The sequence below is a fragment of the Mariniflexile sp. genome (assembly GCF_041583155.1).
In the GTDB taxonomy this organism is placed as follows: Bacteria; Bacteroidota; Bacteroidia; order Flavobacteriales; family Flavobacteriaceae; genus Mariniflexile.
The window spans coordinates 68,572-91,952 of the sequence record NZ_JBFHGK010000015.1; the positions used below are offsets into that span (position 1 = coordinate 68,572).

General features: G+C 32.3%; 17 protein-coding genes. 14 read left to right on the plus strand and 3 right to left on the minus strand.

Features of this window, described 5'->3' with window-relative positions; translation table 11 throughout:
• The first annotated feature begins 66 nt into the window (after nt 1-66).
• The 11 genes from ABYI63_RS07730 to ABYI63_RS07780 all read left to right on the plus strand — a co-directional run bounded on the left by ABYI63_RS07730 (nt 67) and on the right by ABYI63_RS07780 (nt 13,003).
• Nucleotides 67-1,215 carry an N-acetylmuramoyl-L-alanine amidase gene (locus ABYI63_RS07730; RefSeq protein ID WP_372755158.1) on the plus strand — a complete coding sequence of 383 codons (1,149 nt, stop codon included), beginning with the start codon at nt 67-69 and terminating at the stop codon, nt 1,213-1,215.
• A 58-nt stretch (nt 1,216-1,273) separates the two neighbouring features.
• Complete coding sequence (locus ABYI63_RS07735) at nt 1,274-2,206, plus strand: MlaD family protein (protein ID WP_372755160.1); 933 nt, start codon at nt 1,274-1,276, stop codon at nt 2,204-2,206.
• Between the two features lie 6 nt (nt 2,207-2,212).
• Nucleotides 2,213-3,526, plus strand: a complete 1,314-nt coding sequence (locus ABYI63_RS07740) for a 4Fe-4S dicluster domain-containing protein (RefSeq protein ID WP_372755162.1) — start codon at nt 2,213-2,215, stop codon at nt 3,524-3,526.
• A 108-nt stretch (nt 3,527-3,634) separates the two neighbouring features.
• Nucleotides 3,635-4,426 (plus strand): (Fe-S)-binding protein, encoded by a 792-nt coding sequence (locus tag ABYI63_RS07745; protein WP_372755164.1) that lies wholly within the window; start codon nt 3,635-3,637, stop codon nt 4,424-4,426.
• 42 nt (nt 4,427-4,468) lie between these two features.
• Nucleotides 4,469-4,984 carry a PH domain-containing protein gene (locus ABYI63_RS07750; protein ID WP_372755166.1) on the plus strand — a complete coding sequence of 172 codons (516 nt, stop codon included), beginning with the start codon at nt 4,469-4,471 and terminating at the stop codon, nt 4,982-4,984.
• Nucleotides 4,971-6,443 (plus strand): PH domain-containing protein, encoded by a 1,473-nt coding sequence (locus tag ABYI63_RS07755; RefSeq protein WP_372755168.1) that lies wholly within the window; start codon nt 4,971-4,973, stop codon nt 6,441-6,443. Before ABYI63_RS07750 ends, ABYI63_RS07755 begins: the two co-directional genes overlap by 14 nt.
• Nucleotides 6,444-6,477: 34 nt before the next feature.
• Entirely contained in the window at nt 6,478-6,963 is a 486-nt protein-coding gene (locus tag ABYI63_RS07760) for an ABC transporter ATPase (protein WP_372755170.1), read from the plus strand.
• Between the two features lie 84 nt (nt 6,964-7,047).
• Nucleotides 7,048-8,271, plus strand: a complete 1,224-nt coding sequence (gene serB / locus ABYI63_RS07765) for a phosphoserine phosphatase SerB (protein ID WP_372755172.1) — start codon at nt 7,048-7,050, stop codon at nt 8,269-8,271.
• A 189-nt stretch (nt 8,272-8,460) separates the two neighbouring features.
• On the plus strand, nt 8,461-11,376 hold the full coding sequence (locus tag ABYI63_RS07770) for a glycoside hydrolase family 3 N-terminal domain-containing protein (protein ID WP_372755174.1): 2,916 nt from the start codon (nt 8,461-8,463) through the stop codon (nt 11,374-11,376).
• Between the two features lie 88 nt (nt 11,377-11,464).
• Entirely contained in the window at nt 11,465-12,601 is a 1,137-nt protein-coding gene (gene bshA, locus ABYI63_RS07775) for an N-acetyl-alpha-D-glucosaminyl L-malate synthase BshA (protein ID WP_372755176.1), read from the plus strand.
• 90 nt (nt 12,602-12,691) lie between these two features.
• Complete coding sequence (locus ABYI63_RS07780; RefSeq protein ID WP_372755178.1) at nt 12,692-13,003, plus strand: hypothetical protein; 312 nt, start codon at nt 12,692-12,694, stop codon at nt 13,001-13,003.
• 68 nt (nt 13,004-13,071) lie between these two features.
• Here the strand turns inward: ABYI63_RS07780 and ABYI63_RS07785 are convergent, their stop codons facing one another.
• Nucleotides 13,072-13,554, minus strand: a complete 483-nt coding sequence (locus ABYI63_RS07785; protein ID WP_372755180.1) for a hypothetical protein — start codon at nt 13,552-13,554, stop codon at nt 13,072-13,074.
• 145 nt (nt 13,555-13,699) lie between these two features.
• On the opposite strand from ABYI63_RS07785, the gene ABYI63_RS07790 reads away from it, so the two are divergent.
• Nucleotides 13,700-16,621, plus strand: coding sequence for an FAD-binding and (Fe-S)-binding domain-containing protein (locus ABYI63_RS07790; RefSeq protein WP_372755182.1), 2,922 nt, complete (start codon nt 13,700-13,702; stop codon nt 16,619-16,621).
• Nucleotides 16,622-16,686: 65 nt separating this feature from the next.
• Here ABYI63_RS07790 and ABYI63_RS07795 read toward each other — a convergent pair whose 3' ends face one another.
• Nucleotides 16,687-17,556, minus strand: a complete 870-nt coding sequence (locus tag ABYI63_RS07795; RefSeq protein WP_372755184.1) for a UDP-2,3-diacylglucosamine diphosphatase — start codon at nt 17,554-17,556, stop codon at nt 16,687-16,689.
• A 181-nt stretch (nt 17,557-17,737) separates the two neighbouring features.
• On the opposite strand from ABYI63_RS07795, the gene aroC reads away from it, so the two are divergent.
• Nucleotides 17,738-18,799, plus strand: coding sequence for a chorismate synthase (gene aroC / locus ABYI63_RS07800; RefSeq protein WP_372755186.1), 1,062 nt, complete (start codon nt 17,738-17,740; stop codon nt 18,797-18,799).
• A 552-nt stretch (nt 18,800-19,351) separates the two neighbouring features.
• Here the strand turns inward: aroC and ABYI63_RS07805 are convergent.
• Nucleotides 19,352-19,735 (minus strand): HU family DNA-binding protein, encoded by a 384-nt coding sequence (locus ABYI63_RS07805; protein WP_372755188.1) that lies wholly within the window; start codon nt 19,733-19,735, stop codon nt 19,352-19,354.
• Between the two features lie 564 nt (nt 19,736-20,299).
• On the opposite strand from ABYI63_RS07805, the gene cas9 reads away from it, so the two are divergent.
• On the plus strand, nt 20,300-23,381 hold a 3,082-nt coding region (cas9, locus tag ABYI63_RS07810; RefSeq protein ID WP_372755190.1), incomplete at its 3' end, for a type II CRISPR RNA-guided endonuclease Cas9.

Below are 23,381 nucleotides of genomic sequence, written 5' to 3' on the forward strand. Positions count from 1 at the left end.
TATTCATTAGGATAATTATAGTTAATGTTAAATGTGAACCTATTTAAAAACAAAAAGAATTACCCCATGAAAACGTATAAAGTATCCCTTTTCGTATTATTTATAATAGTATTAACTTTTTTATCGTTTCGTAGCACGGATGAGAAGACGGCTGTAGACAAATTTATAGTGGTTTTAGATGCAGGTCACGGTGGAAAAGACCCCGGCAAACACTCAAAATACGGCTACAAAGAAAAAGATATCGCTTTAAAAGTAACGCTTCAGGTTGGAGCTATCCTTGAAAAGAATCCGAACATAAAAGTGGTTTATACAAGAACTACCGATGTATTTATAGAACTTAAAGATCGTCCAAAAATAGCAAATAATGCGAACGCCGATTTATTTGTGTCTATACATTGTAATGCACATCACACAGAAGCTTCAGGTACTGAAACCTATGTTTTGGCAGTAGGTAATGCAAATCAGAATTTAGAGGTTGCTAAAGCAGAAAACGAAGTAATTTATTTGGAGGATGATTATGAGAAACATTATAAAGGTTTCGATCCTAATTCACCAGAATCCTTCATGAGTATTTTGTTTAGTCAAGAAGAATATACAGACCAAAGTATCTTGCTGGCAAGTTTGATAGAAAAGAATTTTACTTCAAAATACAATAGAAAGAGTAGAGGCGTAAAACAAGCTAGTTTATGGGTAATCCACCAAACGGCAATGCCAAGTGTTTTAATTGAAACTGGTTTTGTTACAAACAGAGAAGAAGGCGCCTATTTAAATTCTGAAAAAGGTCAAAATGAAATTTCTACAGCAATTGCCAATGCTATTTTAGAATATAAACATACTTTAGATGGTAATGTGGGCGATTTTGTTTTTAAAGGAACAACAGCACCTGCTACAAAAACGGCGGAAGTTCCAACAACCTCAAAACCTACCGAAACAAAACCCATAGTTAATCCATCCATAGCTTATAAAGTTCAAATAGCGGCAACTTCAAAAGCACTAGACACAAAGCCTAATAATTTTAAAGGGTTACAAAATATAACCAGAGAAAAGGAAGAAGGTTTGTTTAAGTATTTCTATGGTAATACTTCTAATTACGAAACCATTAAACTGTTGGAAGAGGAAGCTGTAAAAAAAGGATACAAATCTTGTTTTATTGTAGCCTTTAAAGATGGTAAAAAAATCAGCTTAACAGATGCTTTAAAAACAACTGCTAATTAAAAGAGGTTCTTTTTAAATTTATTTTAAATTTGTATTTCTAACATTTATTCTATTTACATTGAAAATAACAAGAGAAGTTAAAACAGGCATATTGGTATTAGCGGGTATAGCCCTTTTTATATTTGGATTTAATTATTTGAAAGGGAGAAACTTATTTGAGCCTACCGATGTTTTTTATACCGAATTTGATTATAATGCTTTAGATAAATCATCGGCAGTTACTGTAAATGGGAACAACGTTGGAAAGATTGAAGACATCTCTTATAATTATGAAACAGGAAAAACAAGAGTTGCTTTTACAGTAAGTGAGAAATTAAAATTCTCTAAAAGCAGTAAAATCAAAATGTACGAAACTGGTTTTATGGGAGGCAACGCCTTGGCCATTCTTATAAGTCATGAAGGAGAGCAGGCAAAACCAGGTGATTTACTAGAATCAGAGGTGGAGTTTGGCTTAATAACCAACCTTTCAAAAAACTTTTCTGGTGTAACCGATAATTTAGATTCGGCATTAAAATCAACAGATTCATTGATGCTTAGTGTGAATAGATTGGTTAATGATAATTCCGAAGCAGGTTTAAAGCGCACCATTGAAGAGTTAAATTACACTCTAAAATCGTTTAAAACGACGTCGAATTCTGTTAATTCAGTTATATCTAACAACGATAAAAATATTACGGCCATCCTAGAAAAATTTAAAACTATAAGTTCAGATATTGCAGTACTTACTACCGATCTAAAAAATGCAAATGTAGGTGCAACAGTAGAGACCTTAAATAGTACAATAGAAAAACTAAATAGCGTTTTAGCCACTATCGAAAAAGGTGATGGAACTCTTGGTAAACTATTGAAGGACGATTCTTTATATAATAATTTAGAAGGAGCCACGAAAGAAATGGAAGCTTTACTTTTAGATATAAAACTGCACCCAAAACGTTATTTCAGAATTTTATCAAAAAAGGAAATTCCTTATACCGAACCAACAACTAACTAATATCGCATGCCGTATTTACCAAATATACTTTTTACCATTATACTTTGTATTGGTATTGGTTTTTTTATCAAAAATGTAAAGAAGCTCATTCGTAATATTAAGTTAGGTCGGGATATAAATATTTCGGATAATAAACCACAACGTTGGAAAAACATGGCCATGATTGCCTTGGGGCAAAGCAAAATGGTGCGTCGTCCTGTTTCAGGGCTTTTACATGTGGTAGTTTATATTGGTTTTATAATTATCAATATTGAAGTTTTAGAAATTATAATCGACGGTATTTTTGGCACCCATCGGATAGGTTTATCTGTATTACCAACTTCAATTTATGGGTTTCTAATAGGTTCATTTGAAGTATTAGCTGTATTTGTTTTAATAGCGGTTACTATATTTTGGATACGTAGAAATATTTTAAAAATAGCGCGTTTCTGGAAAAGTGAAATGACAAGTTGGCCTAAAAATGACGGTAATTTCATTTTATATTTTGAAATGGTTTTAATGTCTTTGTTTCTAATAATGAACGCTACCGATAGCCATTTTCAAAGTATTAATTCAGGAAACATAATAAGTCAGTTTATTACCCCATTTTTTAGTAGTTTGCCAGAAACTACACTTCATTTTATTGAAAGAACTGCTTGGTGGATACATATTATTGGCATTTTAGTATTTCTTAATTACCTGTATTTTTCTAAACACCTGCATATATTATTAGCCTTTCCAAATACATTTTATGGAAAATTAACACCTAAAGGGAAGTTCAATAATTTGGAGGCCGTAACGAAAGAAGTAAAAATGATGATGGATCCCAACGTCGATCCATTTGCTACACCTGCTGAAGGAACAGAAAATGAAATACCTGCAAAATTTGGAGCAAGTGATGTGCAAGATTTAAGTTGGGTACAATTGCTGAATGCATACACCTGTACTGAGTGTGGACGTTGTACTAGCGAATGTCCTGCCAACTTAACAGGCAAAAAATTATCACCTAGAAAAATTATGATGGATACCCGCGACCGTTTAGAGGAGGTAGGTAAAAATATCGATACTAATCATGGTGAGTTCAAAGAAGATGGTAAACAACTACTGGATGACTATATTACCAGAGAAGAGTTGTGGGCATGTACATCATGCAACGCCTGTGTAGAAGCTTGCCCCGTAAGTATTGATCCACTTTCAATCATATTAGAAATGCGTCGTTATTTAGTGATGGAGCAAAGTGCAGCACCAACCGAACTAAATAACATGATGAGCAACATAGAAAACAACGGTGCACCATGGCCTTATAACCAAATGGATAGATTAAACTGGAAAAACGATTAAAAACATAATAGGGGCGTTACCCGAAAAGGGTCGCGCTTTCCGTTACAATCTTTTGCAAAAAAGCAAAAGGATTTTCACTACAATCGCTAACGCAAAACAAATAAAACAATGAGCGAATTACTCAAAGTTCCAACAATGGCAGAATTTATGGCTCAAGGCAAACAACCCGAAGTATTATTTTGGGTAGGTTGTGCTGGGAGTTTTGATGATAGAGCAAAAAAAATAACCAAAGCCTTTGTAAAATTATTAAATAAAGCTAAGGTTGAATTTGCAGTATTAGGAACTGAAGAAAGTTGTACAGGCGACCCTGCAAAACGTGCCGGAAACGAATTCTTGTTTCAAATGCAAGCCGTAACTAATATTGAAGTTTTAAACGCCTACGAAGTAAAAAAAATAGTTACTGCGTGTCCTCATTGCTTTAATACCATAAAAAATGAATACCCTGAATTAGGTGGTAATTATGAAGTTATGCACCATACCCAATTTTTAAAAACACTTTTAGATGATGGGCGATTAACCGTTGAGGGTGGACAATTTAAAGGTAAACGCATCACCTTTCACGACCCTTGTTATTTGGGGCGTGCCAATAATGTTTACGAAGCACCACGTGATTTAATTAAAAAGTTAGAAGCTGAGTTAATCGAGATGAAAAACTGCAAGAAAACGGGGTTGTGTTGTGGAGCAGGAGGTGCTCAGATGTTTAAAGAACCAGAAAAAGGGAATAAAGATGTAAATGTAGAGCGTACTGAACAAGCGTTAGAAATTAAACCAGATATTGTTGCAGCAGGTTGTCCTTTTTGTAATACCATGATGACAGATGGTGTTAAAGCCAAAGAAAAGGAGTCTGAGGTTGCTATTATGGATATTGCAGAGTTAATTGCAAATGCTCAGGATTTATAAATTAATTCGTCAGTTTATTTATCAGTAATCTGTTTTTAAGTAATGTTTACAAATATTCAAATAGATATTGATTCCCTTCCTAAAGTAGAAAGCATTGATTTTGTTTCTGTAAAGAGGTCTTATTTTTATATTTTGTTATTCAATTACGGTATAAGTTATCTTACGTTAATTAGTGTTTTAATTATAACAAATTTTTTAATTGAAGATTCTGGATTAAATTTTTCAATCACTTTAGTTATTTCTTTATTAAGTTTTGCCTTATTAATACATCTCGGTATTTTAAAATTAGGCTTTAAAAACAGGAAGTATGCATTAAGAGAAAAAGACATTGTTTTTTCAAAGGGCTATTTACAAGTTACAACTACAATTCTACCATTTAACCGGGTACAGCATGTAGAAATTTCAAGATCCCTTTTAGAAAGAAAATTTAATTTATCTACTTTAAAAATTTATACTGCCGGCGATTCGGGGAGTGATTTATCTATAGGAGGATTATCTCAAAATGACGCCGAAGCAATCAATGTTTATTTAACAACGCTTTTAAATGGAAGCGTATAAATTTGAAAAACCTTCATTACAATCTGCGAAGGGTATTGCTGTAATTTTTGTTGAGAATTTATATAAAGTAATTAAAAATATTTTGCCTTTATTTTTGGTAGTGGCAATTGGGATTTTTAAAAATGATCATTTTTTTCTAGAATATCAGGCTACCATAATTATTGTTTTAATATTTGTTTTTATTTCTGTAGTTATTACAGCCCTTTTAAAGTACTATACTTTTAAATTCCATATAGACAATAACCATTTTATACTCAATAAAGGAATTTTTAGAAAGGAAGTAATAAGTATTCAAAAGTCCAAAATTCAAAACATACATATTAAACAAAACTTTGTTCAGCAAATTTTAAATGTAGTGGCATTAAATATTGAAACGGCTGGTGATGATACTACGGAAATTGAAATTAAGGCAATTTCGAAACCTATGGCGCTTGTTTTAAAAGAGGTCTTATTAATTAACGATAAATATGAGGTTGATGAAGCAACAGAAAATGACAATTTGTATTTCAAAATATCATTAAAGCAGCTCATTTTAGAAGGCGTTTCAGAAAATCATTTAACGAGTGTAGTGCTAGTTTTAGCTTTACTTTCAGGGATTTACGATACATTGAGAGATTTTATAAAATTCACGCATTTAGGCTCTTTCAATTTAAGTGCATCAGGGTTATTTGAATCCATTCTATTCAATATATTCTTGTTTGTTTTACTGCTTTTTTTGGGTTTTTTGTATTCTTTATTAAAAATTTTCATTTTAAATTTTAACCTTAAAGTTGTTAATACAAAGGCTGGTTTAGAAATATCGAAAGGATTATTAAATAAGGTTTCTCTTCATGTTCAAAAAAATAAAATACAAAATATCAGGCTGCGTACCAACCGGTTAAAAAAATATTTTAGCTTGTATAGTTTGCAGTTTTCACAAATTATGGAAAGTAAAAAGCAAAAAGAATATATGTCTATAATTGCTCTCGATGATTTGCAAGCTCATAATTTAATCGATAAATTCTATAAGGGTTTTTCTGAAAATTCACAAATTCATAAACCTGAAAAATATTTTATGAGAGTTTTAGCTATTCAGTATGCAATTCCACTGTTATTGTTAAATATCCCATTGTACTTTGTTTCTTCATATTTGATACTACTTAATATACCATTGTTAACTTTGCTCATTTGGCATATAAATCAAAGTTATAAAAAGAATTATTTTAGCATCGATGAAAACTATTTTATTAGTGGTAGTGGTAATATTATAGATACGATTACAGATTATTTAGAACTAAAATCCATTCAATCTGTTGAATTCAAGCAAACTATTTTTCAGAAAAAACGTCATTTAGCATCTGTGGTTGTTTATACAGCAGCAAATCATATTACAATTCCTCATATAAAAGTAGCAATGGCGCAGCCAATTGTAAATTATTTATTGTTTAAGACCGAAGTAGGAGATAAAAATTGGATGTAAATCTGTACTTTTGCTTTCGAAAAATTTATAAAAAATGTTAGTAGATTTTAATACATTACCCGAAGAATCACGTGTTTGGATATTTCAAGCAAATCGTTCTTTTTCTGAAGAAGAAATTGCAGCTATACAATCTAAATTAGATGTTTTTGTTGAAAATTGGACGTCACATGGCAGCGAGCTTCAGGCGGGATACCTAATTAAATATAAACGATTCATTGTGCTTGGTTTAAATCAAAACCTTAATAAAGCATCTGGGTGCTCTATAGATGCTTCTGTTCGATTTATTCAAGAATTAGAAAGTGAATACAATGTGGATTTGATGGATAAAATGAACGTTTCATATAAACAGGGAGATTTTATAGCTTATAAAACACTTTCGGATTTTAAACAAATGGCAAAAGATAAAGCGGTTTCCAAAAACACCATCGTTTTTAATAATTTAGTGACAAGCATTGCTGAATTTAATGAAAATTGGGAGGTCCCAGCTAGCGAAAGTTGGCATAGTAGATTTGTTAAATAGATTACTAAAATCTTGGTAATAAATCATTAAAAAGCTTTCATATTTCAAATACAATAATCAATTTTACAGTTTAAATAGTAAATTATGGCTAAGGAAATTTTCCTATTAAATATTTCTGGACAAGATAAACCAGGTTTAACATCAAGTTTAACAAGTGTTTTGGCAGATTACAAAGCAAAAGTGTTAGATATCGGACAAGCAAATATTCACGACACCTTATCCTTAGGTATTTTATTCGAAATTCATTCTGGTTCAAAATCGGCGGCGGTCTTAAAAGATTTACTATTTAAATCATATGAACTTGGTATAAAAGCAAAATTCACCCCAATATCACTTGAAAACTATGAGAAATGGGTGAAACTTCAAGGAAAAGACCGTTATATCGTCACAATTCTAGGAGAAAAACTAACTGCTGAACAAATATCGAGAGTAACAGAAATTATATCTGATAAGAACCTGAATATCGATTCTATAAAGAGGCTTACAGGGCGTACTTCACTAATAAAACAGGAAGAATATCCTAGAGCATGCATTCAATTATCTATTAGAGGGCATATTGAAGACAAACGTGAGTTTACGTCTAAGTTCATGCAAATTTCAAGAGAATTGGATGTTGATATTGCTTTTCAGGAAGATAATATTTACAGAAGAAACCGTCGTTTGGTTTGTTTTGATATGGACTCTACACTTATTCAAGCAGAAGTTATTGATAAATTAGCAGAATTAGCAGGTGTTGGTGATGAAGTAAAAGCCATTACTGAATCGGCAATGCAGGGAGAAATAGACTTCCAAGAAAGTTTTATTCGTCGTATGAAACTGCTTAAAGGCTTGAGTGAAGAAGTATTGCATGATGTTGCTGTAAACCTTCCTATAACCAAAGGAGCTCGCAGGCTTATTGATACCCTAAAAAGTTACGGATTTAAAACCGCCATACTTTCAGGTGGATTTACCTATTTCGGTTACTATTTACAAAAAGAATTAGGGATAGATTACGTGTACGCCAACCAATTAGAAATTAAAGATGGTGTGCTAACTGGAGGCTATCTAGGGGAAATTGTAGATGGTAACAGAAAAGCAGAATACCTTAAAGAAATTGCTTTAAAAGAAGGTATTGATATTAGCCAAACCATAGCTGTAGGAGATGGCGCAAACGATTTGCCTATGATTAACCTTGCAGGTTTAGGTATAGCGTTTCATGCTAAACCTAAGGTAAAAGATAATGCACAAAGCTCTATTTCAAGTATTGGGCTTGATGGTGTGTTGTATTTATTAGGTTATCATGATAGACATATTGATTTAATTGAATAAGAAACAATAATTATTATTTATGGTTAGTTATTAGTGTTTTCTAAACTTAAAGCGCTGCTTTCTTGTAGCTTTAATACAAATAACTAAAATCTATCTTAAAGTCTTTTTAACTTCTTTTTAAAAGTAGTATTTTGGCATGATTATTTATGTAGTAATAGTTATTACGTACTTATTAATTAATGCCAAAATATGCGTCAAATTTCATTTTTATTATTTTTTCTATATATATCAATTTCAACCATTGCTCAAACTCAAGGGAATCCTTTGGCTTCCAAAGATGTTGTTGCACAAAAAAAATGGGTTGATAGTGTATATAGTGCTATGACTCTACCCGAAAAAGTAGGGCAGTTGTACATGGTTCAAGTCATGTCCAATCAAGATCAAGCAACGAATGAAAAGATATTGAACCTTATTGGGGCTTACAATATTGGGGGAATTATTTATTCACTGGGCACTCCGGAAAAGCAAGCAAAATTAAATAATGAACTGCAGTCACTTTCTAAAATCCCCCTGCTTATTGGAATGGATGCAGAATGGGGTTTAAGCATGCGTTTAGATGGTACCTATGCTTTTCCTTGGAATATGACTCTTGGAGCAATAAGAGATAATAACCTAATAGAACAAGCAGGTAAACAAATAGGTGAGCATTGTAAGCGTTTAGGGGTGCACTTTAATTTCGCGCCGGTGGTGGATATTAACACGAATCCCTTAAATCCGATTATGGGAAATAGGTCGTTTGGTGAAGATAGAAATAATGTTACAGATAAAGCCTTGGCTTTTATGAAAGGCATGCAAGGTGCTGGTGTTCTTGCAAGTGCTAAGCATTTTCCAGGGCATGGCGATACAGATCAAGATTCTCATAAAACCTTACCTACCATTAATTTTAATGAAAAGCGAATTGATTCCATAGAATTATATCCTTATAGAAAACTAATTTATGAAGGACTTTCAAGCGTAATGGTAGCACATTTAAAGGTACCAAGTTTAGAACCTTCTGGCTACCCATCTTCGTTATCTAAAAACATAGTAACCGATATTTTAAAGGAAAAACTAGGTTTTCAGGGACTAATTTTTACCGATGCTTTAGATATGAAAGGCGCAGCCGATTTTACCGAAGTTGGCAGTATCGATTTGGCAGCATTTAAAGCCGGAAACGATGTAATGCTAATGTCTGGGGATGTTCCTGCTGGTATTTCAAAAATAATTGAAGCGTATAATTCTGGTGAAATTAGCGAAGCCCGTTTAGAACTTTCAGTAAAAAAGATTCTTCAAGCAAAATATAAAGTAGGTTTAAATAATTACAAGCCAACAGAGTTAACTAATTTACAAAGCGATTTGAATAGGTTAAAGGATGATATTTTATATGAGGAACTTTTTGAAAATGCTATTACAATTGTTAAAAACGAAAAAGATTTATTGCCTCTACGTCAATTTGAAACCAAAACAATTGCTTATGTGAAATTGGGAGACGATGATGGTTCGGCTTTTTTAGATGAGCTTAAGAAATACACTAGAGTTCACCAAATTGAAGCGTCAACTTTAGATAGTTTAACATTAAGACTTCAAGATTACAACACCGTTATTGTTGGATTACATCGCTCCAATCAGAATCCTTGGAAATCGCATCAGTTTACTAATGAAGAACGAGCTTGGTTAAATGACATTGCAATTTCTCATAAGGTAGTTTTAGATGTTTTTGTAAAACCATATGCACTATCTGATTTAGATACCATAGAACATATTGAAAGTATTGTTGTTAGTTATCAAAATAGTAAGATTGCTCAACAAAAATCCGCACAAATTATTTTTGGAGCATTAGAGTCCAAAGGAACCTTGCCTGTTTCAGTTGGTTCTCATTTTAAAGTGGGTGATGGTATTTTTAATAATTCATTACACAGATTAAGTTATACAGTGCCAGAACGTGTAGGTATGGATTCAGAAAGATTGAATAAAATAAGTGCTTTAGCACAAAGTGCCGTTGAAGGGAAGATGACGCCTGGCATTCAACTTTTAGTGGCAAGAAAAGGTAAAGTAATTTACAATAAAGCGTTTGGAAAACATACCTATACAGGTAATCAAAAAGTAGCTTTGGATGATATTTATGATGTTGCATCACTTACTAAGATTTTAGCTACTTTACCATTATTAATGGAATTAGAGGAACAAAAAATTGTTACTCTAGACACTAAGTTATCTCAAATTTTACCAGATTATAAAAAGTCCAATAAAGCGAATATCACATTAAAAAGTATGTTGTCCCATTATGCTCGTTTAAAACCTTGGGAACCTTTTTATGCTCATACTCTAGATGCAACAACAAAACTGCCTAGCAATAAATATTACCGTACTGAGGCTAGTAGTAAGTTCAATATTGAAGTGGCTGAAAATTTGTTTTTACGTTCTGATTATCAGGATACTATTCAAAAAATCATAAGAGATTCTAAGTTGCTTTCTAAAGCTCAATATCGTTATAGTGATTTTCCTTATTATATTTTAAAGAAATTTATTGAGAATTATTACGACAGAACACTTGATTTCCTTGTTCAAGAACATTTTTATAAATCTTTAGGAGCAAATTATACCATGTATAATCCGTACCATAAAATAAGTAGTAAAAAAATTGTTCCAACGGAAATTGACGATTATTACAGAAATCAGGAGGTACATGGGTATGTGCACGATATGGGTGCGGCCATGCAAAATGGTATTGGTGGTCATGCGGGAATATTTAGTAATGCAAACGACGTAGCTAAGATTATGCAAATGTTTTTACAGAAAGGCTATTATGGAGGGAAGCGTTATTTTTCTGCAGAAACACTAGATAAATTTAATACCTGTTATTACTGTGAAAATGGAAACAGACGAGGCATTGGTTTTGATAAACCACAATTAGGAGAGGCAGGACCAACTTGTGGTTGTATTTCTATGACAAGCTTTGGGCATTCTGGATTTACCGGAACTTATGCATGGGCAGATCCTGAAGAAGAAATAGTTTATGTATTTTTAGCAAATAGAACTTATCCTAATGCAGCGGATAATTTATTGTTAAAGAAAAATATAAGAACAGATATACAACGCTTAATTTATGAAGCGATAATTGATTAAATATAAAGTACTTAAAGTTAAAAGGTTAATAGGTTTGGCAATTGCAATTTTTTACACTTATAACTTGATACACTTATAACTTAAAATTATGAAAATAGGAATAGTATGTTATCCAACTTTTGGAGGTAGTGGAGTTGTTGCTACAGAACTTGGTTTAGAACTTTCAAAAAGAGGCCATGAAATACACTTTATAACTTATAATCAACCTGTTAGGTTGGAGTTGTTAAGTAACAATGTTCATTATCATGAAGTTAACGTTCCTGAGTACCCATTATTTCATTACCAACCTTATGAATTAGCCTTGTCAAGTAAATTAGTTGATATGGTAAAACTTCATAAAATTGAAATTTTACACGTACATTATGCTATTCCGCATGCGTATGCCGCTTATATGGCAAAAAAAATATTACAGGAAGAAGGTATTTTTGTACCAATTGTAACAACATTACATGGTACCGATATTACCTTAGTTGGTAACCATCCGTTTTACAAACCAGCAGTAACTTTTAGTATAAATAAGTCGGATGCCGTAACCACAGTATCGCAAAGCTTAAAAGAGGATACTTTAAGATTATTTGATATTAAAAATGAGATTAGCGTTGTATCTAATTTTATCGATTTAGAAAAGTATAACCATAAATTTACCGATTGCCAACGTGTAATGATGGCAACTGAAGATGAAAAAATTATAACCCACATTAGTAATTTACGCCCCGTAAAACGCTCTCAAGATGTGATAAGTATTTTTTATAACATTCAAAAAGAAATGCCAGCAAAATTAATGCTAATAGGAGAAGGGCCAGAACGCGAGCATTTAGAATTACGATGTCAGGAATTAGGTATTTTAGATAAAGTTATTTTCTTTGGAAAAAGTAATGAAATTGATAAAATACTGTGCTTTAGTGATTTGTTTTTATTGCCGTCTCAAACTGAAAGTTTTGGTTTGGCAGCATTAGAAGCTATGGCATCGGGAGTTCCTGTAATTTCCAGTAATACAGGAGGTATTCCAGAAGTGAATATAAATGGAGTGTCTGGATTTTTAAGTGATGTGGGTGATATAGATGATATGACAAAAAATGCACTATACATTTTAAAAGACAAAAACCGACTTACAACTTTTAAAGCCAATGCAAGAAATGTGGCAAAAAAATTTGATTTACATACCATTGTTCCGCAATATGAAGCCATATATGAAGATACCTTAGCGAAATGTTTAGTGTTGTAAAATACTTTATTTATTTGCAGTAATTTTTTACTTTTTTGTCTTTAATATATTATTGTATATTTAGGTATTAATAATTTAAATAAAGACCATATGAAAAAAACCGTTTTTTATTTAGTACTCTTTACAACTTTAAGTATTTTTCCTAATACAGCATTGGCATCCGAGAAAAAATCAGTTCCTGTTGAAAAAACACCAACAGAAATTCCAGCAGAAGTTAAAACCATGCTGAATCGATTAGAGGATATTAAGAATATGGATAAATCTGATTTGAAACCAGAAGAAAGAAAAGAATTAAGAAAGGAAGTTAGAGAAATTAAGAAAGAAATTAGAAGATCTGGCAATGGTATTTATATATCATCTGGAGCCATTATTTTAATTTTATTAATTCTATTAATTTTATAGTATCTAATTAAAAGTATAAAAAAAACGCCTTAAAAAAGGCGTTTTTTGTTTTATATAATTTTTAATATTTAGAATTGATAACGAACCCCAAGAGCAATATCAAAATCTAAATCATCTCTATAATCTCCAAAACCAATTTCTGGTCTAAAATCTAAGGAAATTAATAAAGGAATATTAAAATTGTACTCAATACCTATATCTCCTGCAGCAAAAATAAAAGTTTCACTGTCATCATCACCATTAGGTAAATCATAGCTAAATGAGCCTAATCCACCTCCAACGCCAGCGTACCAGTTAAAACCATCTTCAATATTCCAAACCCATTGGTATAAACCAGCTAGTTTAAAACCATCGTAATCTTTGCCGTCTCTCCAGCCAAAATCAACTTCTAAACGGTTATTACCACCTAAAGCATGTTGGTATGATATTTCAGCACCCACACCGTTACTATCGCCTAAACGCAAACCAATAGCGTTATCTGCAATGTCCTGAGCATTTGATGCAAAGGTAAAACCTAATACTGCAATTGAAAATAAAAGTAATTTCTTCATAAATATGTTTTTTTGTTTGTAAATTATATACGACCTTTTTCATATAAAAGATCATGTGATAATGTGAAATATTTTGCAAAAATAACGCCAAAATTGTCTTTATATTTAACATCTCAAATAGTTTTATAAACAATTTCTTAGAGTTATGTCGTTAATAACACATTTACAAGCATTAAGCGATCAATTATCGGGTGAATTATTTTTTGATGATTTAATAAAGTCTATATATGCCACCGACGCTTCAGTGTATAGAAAGTTACCTTTGGCAGTGGCATACCCAAAAAATAACGACGACATTAAATTACTTATTCAGTTTGCCAAAACATATAAAACATCACTAATACCAAGAACTGCCGGCACATCTTTGGCGGGACAATGTGTTGGAGAAGGCATTGTGGTTGATGTTTCAAAATACTTTACTAACATATTAGATTTAAATGAAGATGAACAAACTGTAACCGTACAGCCTGGTGTGGTAAGGGATGCTCTAAATATCTACTTAAAGCCGTTTGGGTTGTGGTTTAGTCCAAATACATCAACCTCTAATCGGTGTATGATAGGCGGGATGGTTGGAAATAATTCATCTGGAACGACTTCAATCAGGTATGGCGTAACCCGTGATAAGGTTTTAGAAATGCATACCATATTAAGTGATGGGAGTGAAGTTGTTTTTAATGAGATATCTTCAGAGGCATTTCAAAAGAAAACCAATTTAGAAACCCTGGAAGGCCATATTTATAAAACGATATATAATGAATTGGTGTCAGAGAGTGTTCAAAATCAAATTATTGATAACTTTCCTAAACCTGAAATACACCGTAGAAATACCGGCTATGCGATTGATGAATTAATAAAATCCGATGTGTTTACTAGTTCATCTGAAAAATTCAATATGTGTAAACTTCTGTCTGGTAGTGAAGGTACCTTAGCGTTTACAACCCAAATTACCTTAAAATTAGACAAACTGCCGCCGCAGGAAGCTATTATGGTGGCAGCACATTTTATAAGCATTGAAGATTGTTTAAACGCTGTTGAACCGGTAATGAATCATAACTTGTACAACTGTGAAATGATGGATAAAACCATTTTAGATTGTACAAAGCATAATAAAACTCAGCAGGAAAATAGACGCTTTGTTGTTGGAGATCCTAAAGCCATTTTAATGTGCGAAGTGAGAGCGTTTTCCAAAGAAGAAGTCACTATTTTGGCTAAAAACTTAGTAAAAACTATTGAAGATTCTGGACTAAGTTATGCTTTTCCCCTTTTAGAGGGAGAAGAAATACATAAAGCTAATAATTTACGTAGTGCAGGATTGGGGTTATTAGGTAATATTGTTGGCGATAAGAAATCGGCTCCCTGTATTGAAGATACCGCTGTAACTGTTGCAGATTTAGCTAACTATATTTCAGAATTTGCGGCATTAATGAAAGGCTACAACCAAGAAGCTATTTATTATGCGCATGCTGGTGCTGGGGAGTTGCATTTGCGTCCGATTTTAAATCTTAAAAAGTCTGAAGACGTTGTTTTATTTAGGAAAATAACCACCGATGTAGCACATTTGGTTAAAAAATATGGAGGCTCCATGAGTGGAGAGCATGGTGATGGTATTGTGCGTGCGGAGTTTATTCCATTGATGATTGGCGAGGCTAATTATCAAATACTAAAGCGTATAAAATTAGCATTTGATGCGTCCAATATTTTCAACCCTGGAAAGATTGTTAATGCATACCCAATGGATAAATCTTTACGCTATGTAGCTGATAGGGAAGAGCCTAAAATTGCAACGATGCTCGATTTCTCACATTCGCAAGGTATTTTGCGTGAAACCGAAAAATGTAATGGTTCAGGAGATTGTAGAAAACTTCCAGAATTTGGTGGAACTATGTGTCCGAGTTACCGAGCTACTAGAAATGAAAAGGATACCACTAGGGCTCGTGCCAATGCATTGCGTGAGTTTCTAACAAATTCGGATAAGGCAAATAAATTCGATTACGAAGAATTGAAAGTGGTATTCGATCTATGTTTAAGTTGTAAGGCCTGCGCTTCAGAATGTCCAAGTAGTGTTGACGTGGCGAGTTTAAAAGCAGAATTTTTATACCAATATCAAAAAGAAAATGGTACTTCCTTACGCACTAAAATGTTTGCTTATAACAATGCCTTAAATCGATTTGGAAGTGTTTTTCCGGTACTTACTAATTTTATATTTTCTAATGGATTAACTGCCTTAGTTTTAAAAAAATCTTTTGGAATTGCCAAAGAAAGAAATTTACCATTAATTTCAAATAAAAGTTTAAATAAGCAATTACAACGTTATAAAAAACAATTAGTTGATAAAAAATTCATTAAAACTGTTTATTTGTTTAATGATGAGTTTTTAAACTATTTGGACACCCAAATAGGTGTTGATGCTTTTATACTTTTAACAGCTTTAAATTATGAAGTTAAGATAGTAAATAATGTGGAGTCTGGGCGTACATTTCTGTCTAAGGGGTTCTTAAAACAAGCGAAAAAAGTAGCCAATAAAAATGTTGCAATTTTTAAGGATTTAATTTCTAACGAAACACCCCTGCTAGGAATTGAACCTTCAGCTATTTTGACTTTTAAAGATGAATATTTAAAATTGGCCGACGACAAACCTTCAGCAGAGTATATTGCAAAAAACACTTTTATCATTGAAGAATTTATTCAACAAGAAATAAAGCTAGGAAATATAAAGGCTGAACAATTTACATCAGAGGTAAAAACAATCAAGTTTCATGGACATTGCCATCAAAAGTCATTTGCAAATCAATTGTCTAGTTTTGATGTTTTAAACCTTCCTAAAAACTACAAAGTTACTATCATTCCAAGTGGCTGTTGCGGAATGGCAGGAAGTTTTGGTTACGAAAAAGAACATTATGAAGTAAGTATGAACGTAGGTGAACAAACTTTATTTCCAGCTGTAAGAAAAGCAGCAATGGATACAATTATATCGGCTAATGGCACGAGTTGCCGCCATCAAATAAAAGATGGGACCCAGCGTGAAGCTAAACACCCGGTTACTATATTGCGTGAAGCTTTGCTTTAGTTTATTGTGTCCATTCAAGATTTTCGGTTATTTTTAAATGGTTTCTATGTGTAAAAAACAATTAATTACGCCTTTCTATTGGGTTTAAACTCTTGTTTTTGTTCATATTGATCTACAATAGTTATGGCAGCAATTAAATTTTTTATATCTCTGGCTTCAAATTCTTCTTCAACAAAAAAAGGGGAGAGTTTGTCTTTATCGTAGTGATAAATTTTCCAACGTTTAAACTGATATTCTAAAGCAGTAAAGTTTTCAATCCAATCTCCAGAATTTAAATACATAGTTTTACCATGCTTATTTTCCATATACACCATTTTAGGTTGGTGTATGTGCCCACAAACTACATAATCATAACCGTTTTCTATAGCAAGATCTGATACCACTTTCTCAAATTTAGTGACGTGTTTAGTAGTTTCTTTTTTGTTTTTGTTTGCTTTGTCGGATAAGGAAAAGCGTTCTTTTCCTATGCGTTCTAAATACCAATTAACAATACGGTTTAATTTAGTTAATAGCTTATATCCATAACTACCAAGTTTAGCTAACCATTTGCCGTTTTGTAAAGAAACATCAAATACATCACCATGGAAAAACCAAGCATTTTTACCGTTTAGATCCAAAACCAACTTATCAACAATCCTGATATTTACAATTGTAGAATTGCTGAATTTTCTAAATAATTCATCATGATTACCTGTAATGTAGATTACTTCTACACCATTGGCGGCCATATTCATTATGGTTTTTATAACTTTTAAATGCGATTTAGGAAAGTATCGGTTTTTTAATTGCCAACCATCTACAATATCGCCATTCAAAATTAGTTTTTTAGGAGCAATGCTATTTAAATAGTTTAGCAGATTTCTGGCGTTGCATACATTTGAACCTAAATGGACATCCGATATAACCGCAATTTCTATTTTTCGTTTAATTTTCAAAAGATAATTTTAGTTGTTGTAAAATACCACTTTTAATATTACTTCATCATTACCTTATAATTAATTAAACATAAGCATTTTGTTAACTAGGTGTTATCTATTTAATGTAGTGGAGAGCGCTTTATGCAATTTCATTTCCATATTTCTAAGAATAGCTTTATTTTAGCCAAAAATTAAAATTATGGCTGGAAATTCCTTTGGAAAACTGTTTACTTTAGCAACGTATGGCGAATCCCATGGCCCTGCTTTAGGTGGTGTTATTGATGGTTGCCCATCGGGAATTGAGTTAGATTTAGATGCCATTCAATTGGAATTAGATAGACGGAAACCCGGACAATCTGCTATTGTTACTCAACGTAAAGAGCCAGATGTTGTAAAGTTTCATTCAGGAATTTTTGAAGGAAAAACGACTGGAACTTCCATTGGTTTTGTAATTGAAAATACCAACCAAAAGTCCCATGATTACACTCATATAAAAGATAGTTACAGACCAAGTCATGCCGACTATGTTTACGATAAAAAATACGGTTTTAGAGATTATCGAGGTGGAGGTAGAAGCTCGGCCCGCGAAACCGCATGTCGAGTAGTTGCAGGTGCTGTAGCAAAACAAATGTTGAAAGGTATCGAGTTTTATGCATATGTTTCGGGTGTTGGTAATTTAAAATTAGATAAATCGCACGAGCAATTAGATTTAACTCAAATAGAATCGAATATTGTACGTTGTCCAGATGCCGATATGGCAGCAAAAATGGAATCTTATATTAAAGAAGTTCGCGGAAAAGGGGATACCGTTGGAGGTATTGTAACTTGTGTTATTAAAAATGTACCAATTGGTTTAGGAGAACCAGTTTTTGATAAATTACATGCCGAATTAGGTAAAGCCATGTTATCCATTAACGCTGTAAAAGGTTTTGAATATGGTAGCGGTTTTGAAGGTTGCACCATGTTGGGTAGCGAACATAATGATGCTTTTAATACCAATGGCACAACAAAAACCAACAATTCTGGTGGCGTTCAGGGGGGTATTAGCAACGGTATGGACATCTATTTTAATGTAGCCTTTAAACCAGTGGCAACCTTAATTCAAGAATACGAAACCATTGATAAAGAAGGGAAAGTAGTGGTTATGCATGGTAAAGGTCGTCACGACCCATGTGTAGTACCACGTGCCGTTCCTATTGTAGAGGCTATGGCAGCTTTGGTTATTGCCGATTTTTTCTTGAGAAATAAGATGTATTTATAAACTATGAGACACGAAAAAGTAAACCTATAAAGGGTTTTACATAAGGTGTTATTAGGAATGATAATTAAATATTGTAAGAATTATATGCTTTTAAACTATGATTTTTTCCATTTATAGAAATTTTTTTAGTGTTTTTTGTTTTAAAAAAACACTTCATTTTTTAAGGGAATGGGTTATTTTTAACATTAAAAGTATAAACAGTAATGCAGTTTTGTTTATTTTTACGCTGTATTATTTACGATTTGAGTAGGTGAGACTGCTCAAGACCTTATTAAATTTAGCTCAAAAAACGGGGTTCTAGCTGTCTATTTTGAGCTTTTTTTATGCTCATAACTTTCAAAAAAAGGTGTAAAACAAGGCCGCTTTTGCCTTCAAGACGTTTAAAACACTTCATGAGCATCAAACAAACAACTGAGCAGCATCTTTAAAAAGGTTCATCCGCATCAAGCAATTGATTCATCAGCATGAAATTTTTATAAACATGGGCATAAAAAAAGGCCCTGAGCGGTGAGAACACTCAAGACCTTATTAAAAAAACTAAAAAACGGGGTTCTAGCTCGCTTTTCTAAAAGATAAATCGTTTAGCAAACTGCGTAAACGTTTACCCGGACGAAATAAAATACGGGTTTTGGTAATAGCGTTGGCATCAACGTCTAGTTCGGTATCTCTACCTTCCGAGCTAATACCCACTTGAAAATTACCCAAACGCCCTAATTTTACAATGCGTCCTTGTTTTAACGCATCAATAATGTTGCGCTCCAATGATAAAAGTACCGCATAACAATCCGATTCGGTTACGGTACATTGATACGAAATTTGCTCCGCGAGCATATCCATATCTACTTCACCGTCTGCAATAGCAGCGGCATAGTACTTCTCAGGTAAATTTACATCCTGAGGATTCTTTCTGGCTTGTGCCTTAAATTTAATGGCCATAGGCTTAAAAAATTAAAAATTAATAAATACATGTTTTGTCTTAGTACACTGCACATGAGTATCTAACTGACCTTACAAAGTTTATAAAAAAACCATTATGTTCGAAACAAACTTGTAAACATTTAATTATTAATAACTTTTGCTTTGATTTTGTTATGTATATGAAAATCAATTATTTGTGTAATATTGTGGTTTGAATTTATATCGATTTTAAAGAAATTGTTTATAATTCACTTTTTAACTTTTTTCTAAAATCTTCGAGTTAACCCTAATTTATTTAATTTTTATTAAAAAGTATGTATCACATACTACTATCAATAAAAATACGGAGAGCGGGTTGTGTAAAACCTTTAGTAAAATGTGAAACGATACTAATAAAAAAAGTCCCACCGAAGCAGGACTAAAGATTTTCATCTACGGCATATAGCCTTATTGTGATAAGATTAAAGATTAGAAAGTTTAATCTGTTTCAAATATAATAAAATATTTCAATTTCAAAATAGTTTTATATGTGTATTTTACTATTTTAGTAAGCATATTATGTTTACGAATTAAAAAATTGAAATGACAAGAATTTTAGGATTAGATTTAGGCACGAACTCGATTGGGTGGGCGTTAATTGATGATAATGAAAATAGAATTTTGGGGATGGGAAGTAGAATTTTCCCTATGGGTGTTGAAAATTTAGGTGAAGGAGAAGGAAGAGAAATGTCTAAAAATGCGGGAAGAACAGGAGCCAGAGGTGTAAGAAGACAATTTTTTAGAAGACGATTAAGAAAGAAAAAATTATTAAAAGCACTTTCTCAAAATAATATGTGCCCTTTAATTTTAAACGATTTTGAAAATTGGAAGAAAACAAAACAGTTCCCTTCAGACAAATTAGTAGAATGGTTTTCATTAAATCCATATGAATTAAGGCAAAAAGCTTTAAGAGAAAAACTATCGTTAGAAGAAATTGGCAGAATTTTTTATCACTTAATTCAAAGAAGAGGTTTCCTAAGTAATAGTAGAAAAGGGGGGAGTGATGATGGCGCCATTTTTAAAGGAAATGCTAAAGAGGGTAAAATAGGTATTACAGAAACTCAAGAAAAAATTGCGGATAAAACTTTAGGATCGTATCTTTTTGAGATATATCCAAAAGAAAATGAACCCTTTCAAGATGGTTTAGAACGTATTAGAAACAGATACACAACGCGTGGTATGTATGTGGACGAGTTTGAGTTAATTTGGGAAAAGCAATCTCAATTTCATTCAAATTTAAATGATGATTTAAAAACACTATTTGGAGGCAGAAAGCTTGATGGTTACAAAGAAGATGGTATTTTGTTTCACCAACGTCCATTGCGTTCTCAAAAACACTTAGTTGGAAATTGTGCTTTTGAACCTACCAAAACAAAGTGCCCAATTAGTGCGATTCCATTTGAACAATTTAGGGTTTGGCAATGGGTTAATACAGTAGAATATAATGGAAATAAAATTTCTCAAGATGAAAAGGAGAAAATAGCAGACTTTCTTTACGCTAATGAAAAACCAGATTTTAAACGCCTTAGAAAGGTAATTGGGAAAGAAAGTGCTGAGTATAAGTTCAATTATAAAGACGATGATAAAATTGTTGGCACACATACCATTTCCAATTTATCAAACAAAAAATATTTTGGAAAAAAATGGTTCGAATTTTCTGAGAAAGAGCAAGAAGACATATGGCATGCCTTGTATTTTTTTGATAGTAAATCTAATTTAAAGGAATATGCCATTAAAAAGTGGAATTTTACTGAAGAGCAAGCTGAAGCTATTTCAAAATTTAATGTAAAAGACGGTTATTCAAGTTTAAGTAGAAAAGCTATTTCTAATATTTTGCCTTTTCTGCAATTAAGTTTTACTTATGATGTTGCTGTTGTGCTAGGTGGAATTAAAAATGTATTTGGTGTTGATTGGGACAAACTTTCTGATGAAAAAAGAAACTTTTTAGTTGATAATGTAGAAGGCATTGTGCGTTCCAAAACCAAAGGTGGCTTTATTGATATTATTAAAGACATTCTTCGAAATGATTATAATATTACTGATAATCAACTACGCAAACTTTATCATCATTCAGCAACGATTGATGCTACTGAATTATTAGATAAATTGCCATTAGGTAAGGAAGCTGATAAAGAAATTCAAAAGATAAAAAACCCCATTGTAATTACAGCCTTATTTGAATTGCGTAAATTGGTTAATGAATTAATTACAGAACACGGAACAATTGATGAAATTAAGGTTGAGATGGCTCGTGATTTAAAAGTTTCAAAATCAGAACGCTATAAAACACGCAGAAACCAACAACGCCTAGAAAAAGAGAATGATAGAGTAAAAGCAGAAGTTTTAAAATATACCCATTTATCACATGACAATATTTTAAAATTTAAACTGTGGGAAGAATGTAAAAAAACGTGTCCTTACACGGGTTTATCAATACCTATAAATGAATTATTCACTAACAAATGGCAAATTGAACATATTCATCCGTGGAGTAAATCATTAAATGATAGTTTTTCTAATAAAACTCTTTGTTTAGGAACTGAAAATATTAAAAAAGGAAATAAAACACCATTTGAGGTTTATGGTGGTGATGAAGCCAATTGGTCGGCAATCAAAGAAAGAGCATTAAAATTATTTTCCTTCACAAAGGAATATCCAGATTCTTACAACAAATTTAAACGGTTTGTAAAACAAAGCTTTGATGATGATTTTACTTCGAGACAATTAAACGACACACGTTATATAAGTAAAGAAGCAAAGAACTACTTGTCTAAAGTTTGCAAAAATGTAATGGTTTCCCCTGGGCAAGCAACTTCTAATTTAAGACAAAAATGGGGTTTAAATCATATTTTGAATGATGAGAATTCAAAAACTCGTGAAGACCATCGTCATCATGCCATTGATGCTTTAGTTATGGCTTGCACAAAGCTATCGTATGTTCAAGAATTATCAAAATGGAATCGATACAATAGAACTTATGATTTAAAACAATTTCCATTGCCTTGGGAAACCTTTAATTATGATGCCGAAAAAGCTGTCGAAAAAATATTGATTTCTCATAAAAAAGTATCTAATGATATTACACTAAGAACCAAAACCGTTGAAAAAAACGGTAAAAAACATATTAATTTAGGGGTGGCTGCTCGTGGGCAATTGCATAAAGAAACCGTTTATGGAAAACGAACGTTTAATGGTGAAGAAGCTTTTCATGTACGTAAACCAATAGAGTCTTTGCAAACGGCTAAACAAATTGATAAAGTGGTTGATGAGACTATTAAGTTGTTAATTTTAAAACGCATACAGGTATTAGGAGGCTTTCAAAAAGATAAGATACCAAATAATACTTTTTTTGTAATTGATGAAAACGGGATAAAACAACCACAAATATTTTTACCTAACAAAAACGGTGAGCCAGTTCCTATTTTAAAAGTAAGAGTTAAAGAAAATATTGGAGGTGCTGAAAAATTGAAAGAACATGTAAACCAATGGGTAAACCCAAGAAACAATCATCACGTATTAATTTTTAAAGACGAAAAGGGCAATCTTAAAGAGGATGTTGTTACATTCTGGACCGTTGTAGAACGCAAACGTACAGGACAATCAGCTTATCAATTACCAATAGATG

What these genes read in the sequence shown, in the direction of transcription:
- serB (WP_372755172.1), top strand. Translation starts at nt 7,048, where the DNA reads ATGGCTAAGGAAATTTTCCTATTAAATATTTCTGGACAAGATAAACCA.
- ABYI63_RS07760 (WP_372755170.1), top strand. Translation starts at nt 6,478, where the DNA reads ATGTTAGTAGATTTTAATACATTACCCGAAGAATCACGTGTTTGGATA.
- ABYI63_RS07750 (WP_372755166.1), top strand. Translation starts at nt 4,469, where the DNA reads ATGTTTACAAATATTCAAATAGATATTGATTCCCTTCCTAAAGTAGAA.
- ABYI63_RS07790 (WP_372755182.1), top strand. Translation starts at nt 13,700, where the DNA reads ATGTCGTTAATAACACATTTACAAGCATTAAGCGATCAATTATCGGGT.
- bshA (WP_372755176.1), top strand. Translation starts at nt 11,465, where the DNA reads ATGAAAATAGGAATAGTATGTTATCCAACTTTTGGAGGTAGTGGAGTT.
- ABYI63_RS07805 (WP_372755188.1), bottom strand. Translation starts at nt 19,735, where the DNA reads ATGGCCATTAAATTTAAGGCACAAGCCAGAAAGAATCCTCAGGATGTA.
- ABYI63_RS07740 (WP_372755162.1), top strand. Translation starts at nt 2,213, where the DNA reads ATGCCGTATTTACCAAATATACTTTTTACCATTATACTTTGTATTGGT.
- ABYI63_RS07730 (WP_372755158.1), top strand. Translation starts at nt 67, where the DNA reads ATGAAAACGTATAAAGTATCCCTTTTCGTATTATTTATAATAGTATTA.
- ABYI63_RS07755 (WP_372755168.1), top strand. Translation starts at nt 4,971, where the DNA reads ATGGAAGCGTATAAATTTGAAAAACCTTCATTACAATCTGCGAAGGGT.
- ABYI63_RS07785 (WP_372755180.1), bottom strand. Translation starts at nt 13,554, where the DNA reads ATGAAGAAATTACTTTTATTTTCAATTGCAGTATTAGGTTTTACCTTT.
- ABYI63_RS07745 (WP_372755164.1), top strand. Translation starts at nt 3,635, where the DNA reads ATGAGCGAATTACTCAAAGTTCCAACAATGGCAGAATTTATGGCTCAA.
- ABYI63_RS07770 (WP_372755174.1), top strand. Translation starts at nt 8,461, where the DNA reads ATGCGTCAAATTTCATTTTTATTATTTTTTCTATATATATCAATTTCA.
- ABYI63_RS07780 (WP_372755178.1), top strand. Translation starts at nt 12,692, where the DNA reads ATGAAAAAAACCGTTTTTTATTTAGTACTCTTTACAACTTTAAGTATT.
- aroC (WP_372755186.1), top strand. Translation starts at nt 17,738, where the DNA reads ATGGCTGGAAATTCCTTTGGAAAACTGTTTACTTTAGCAACGTATGGC.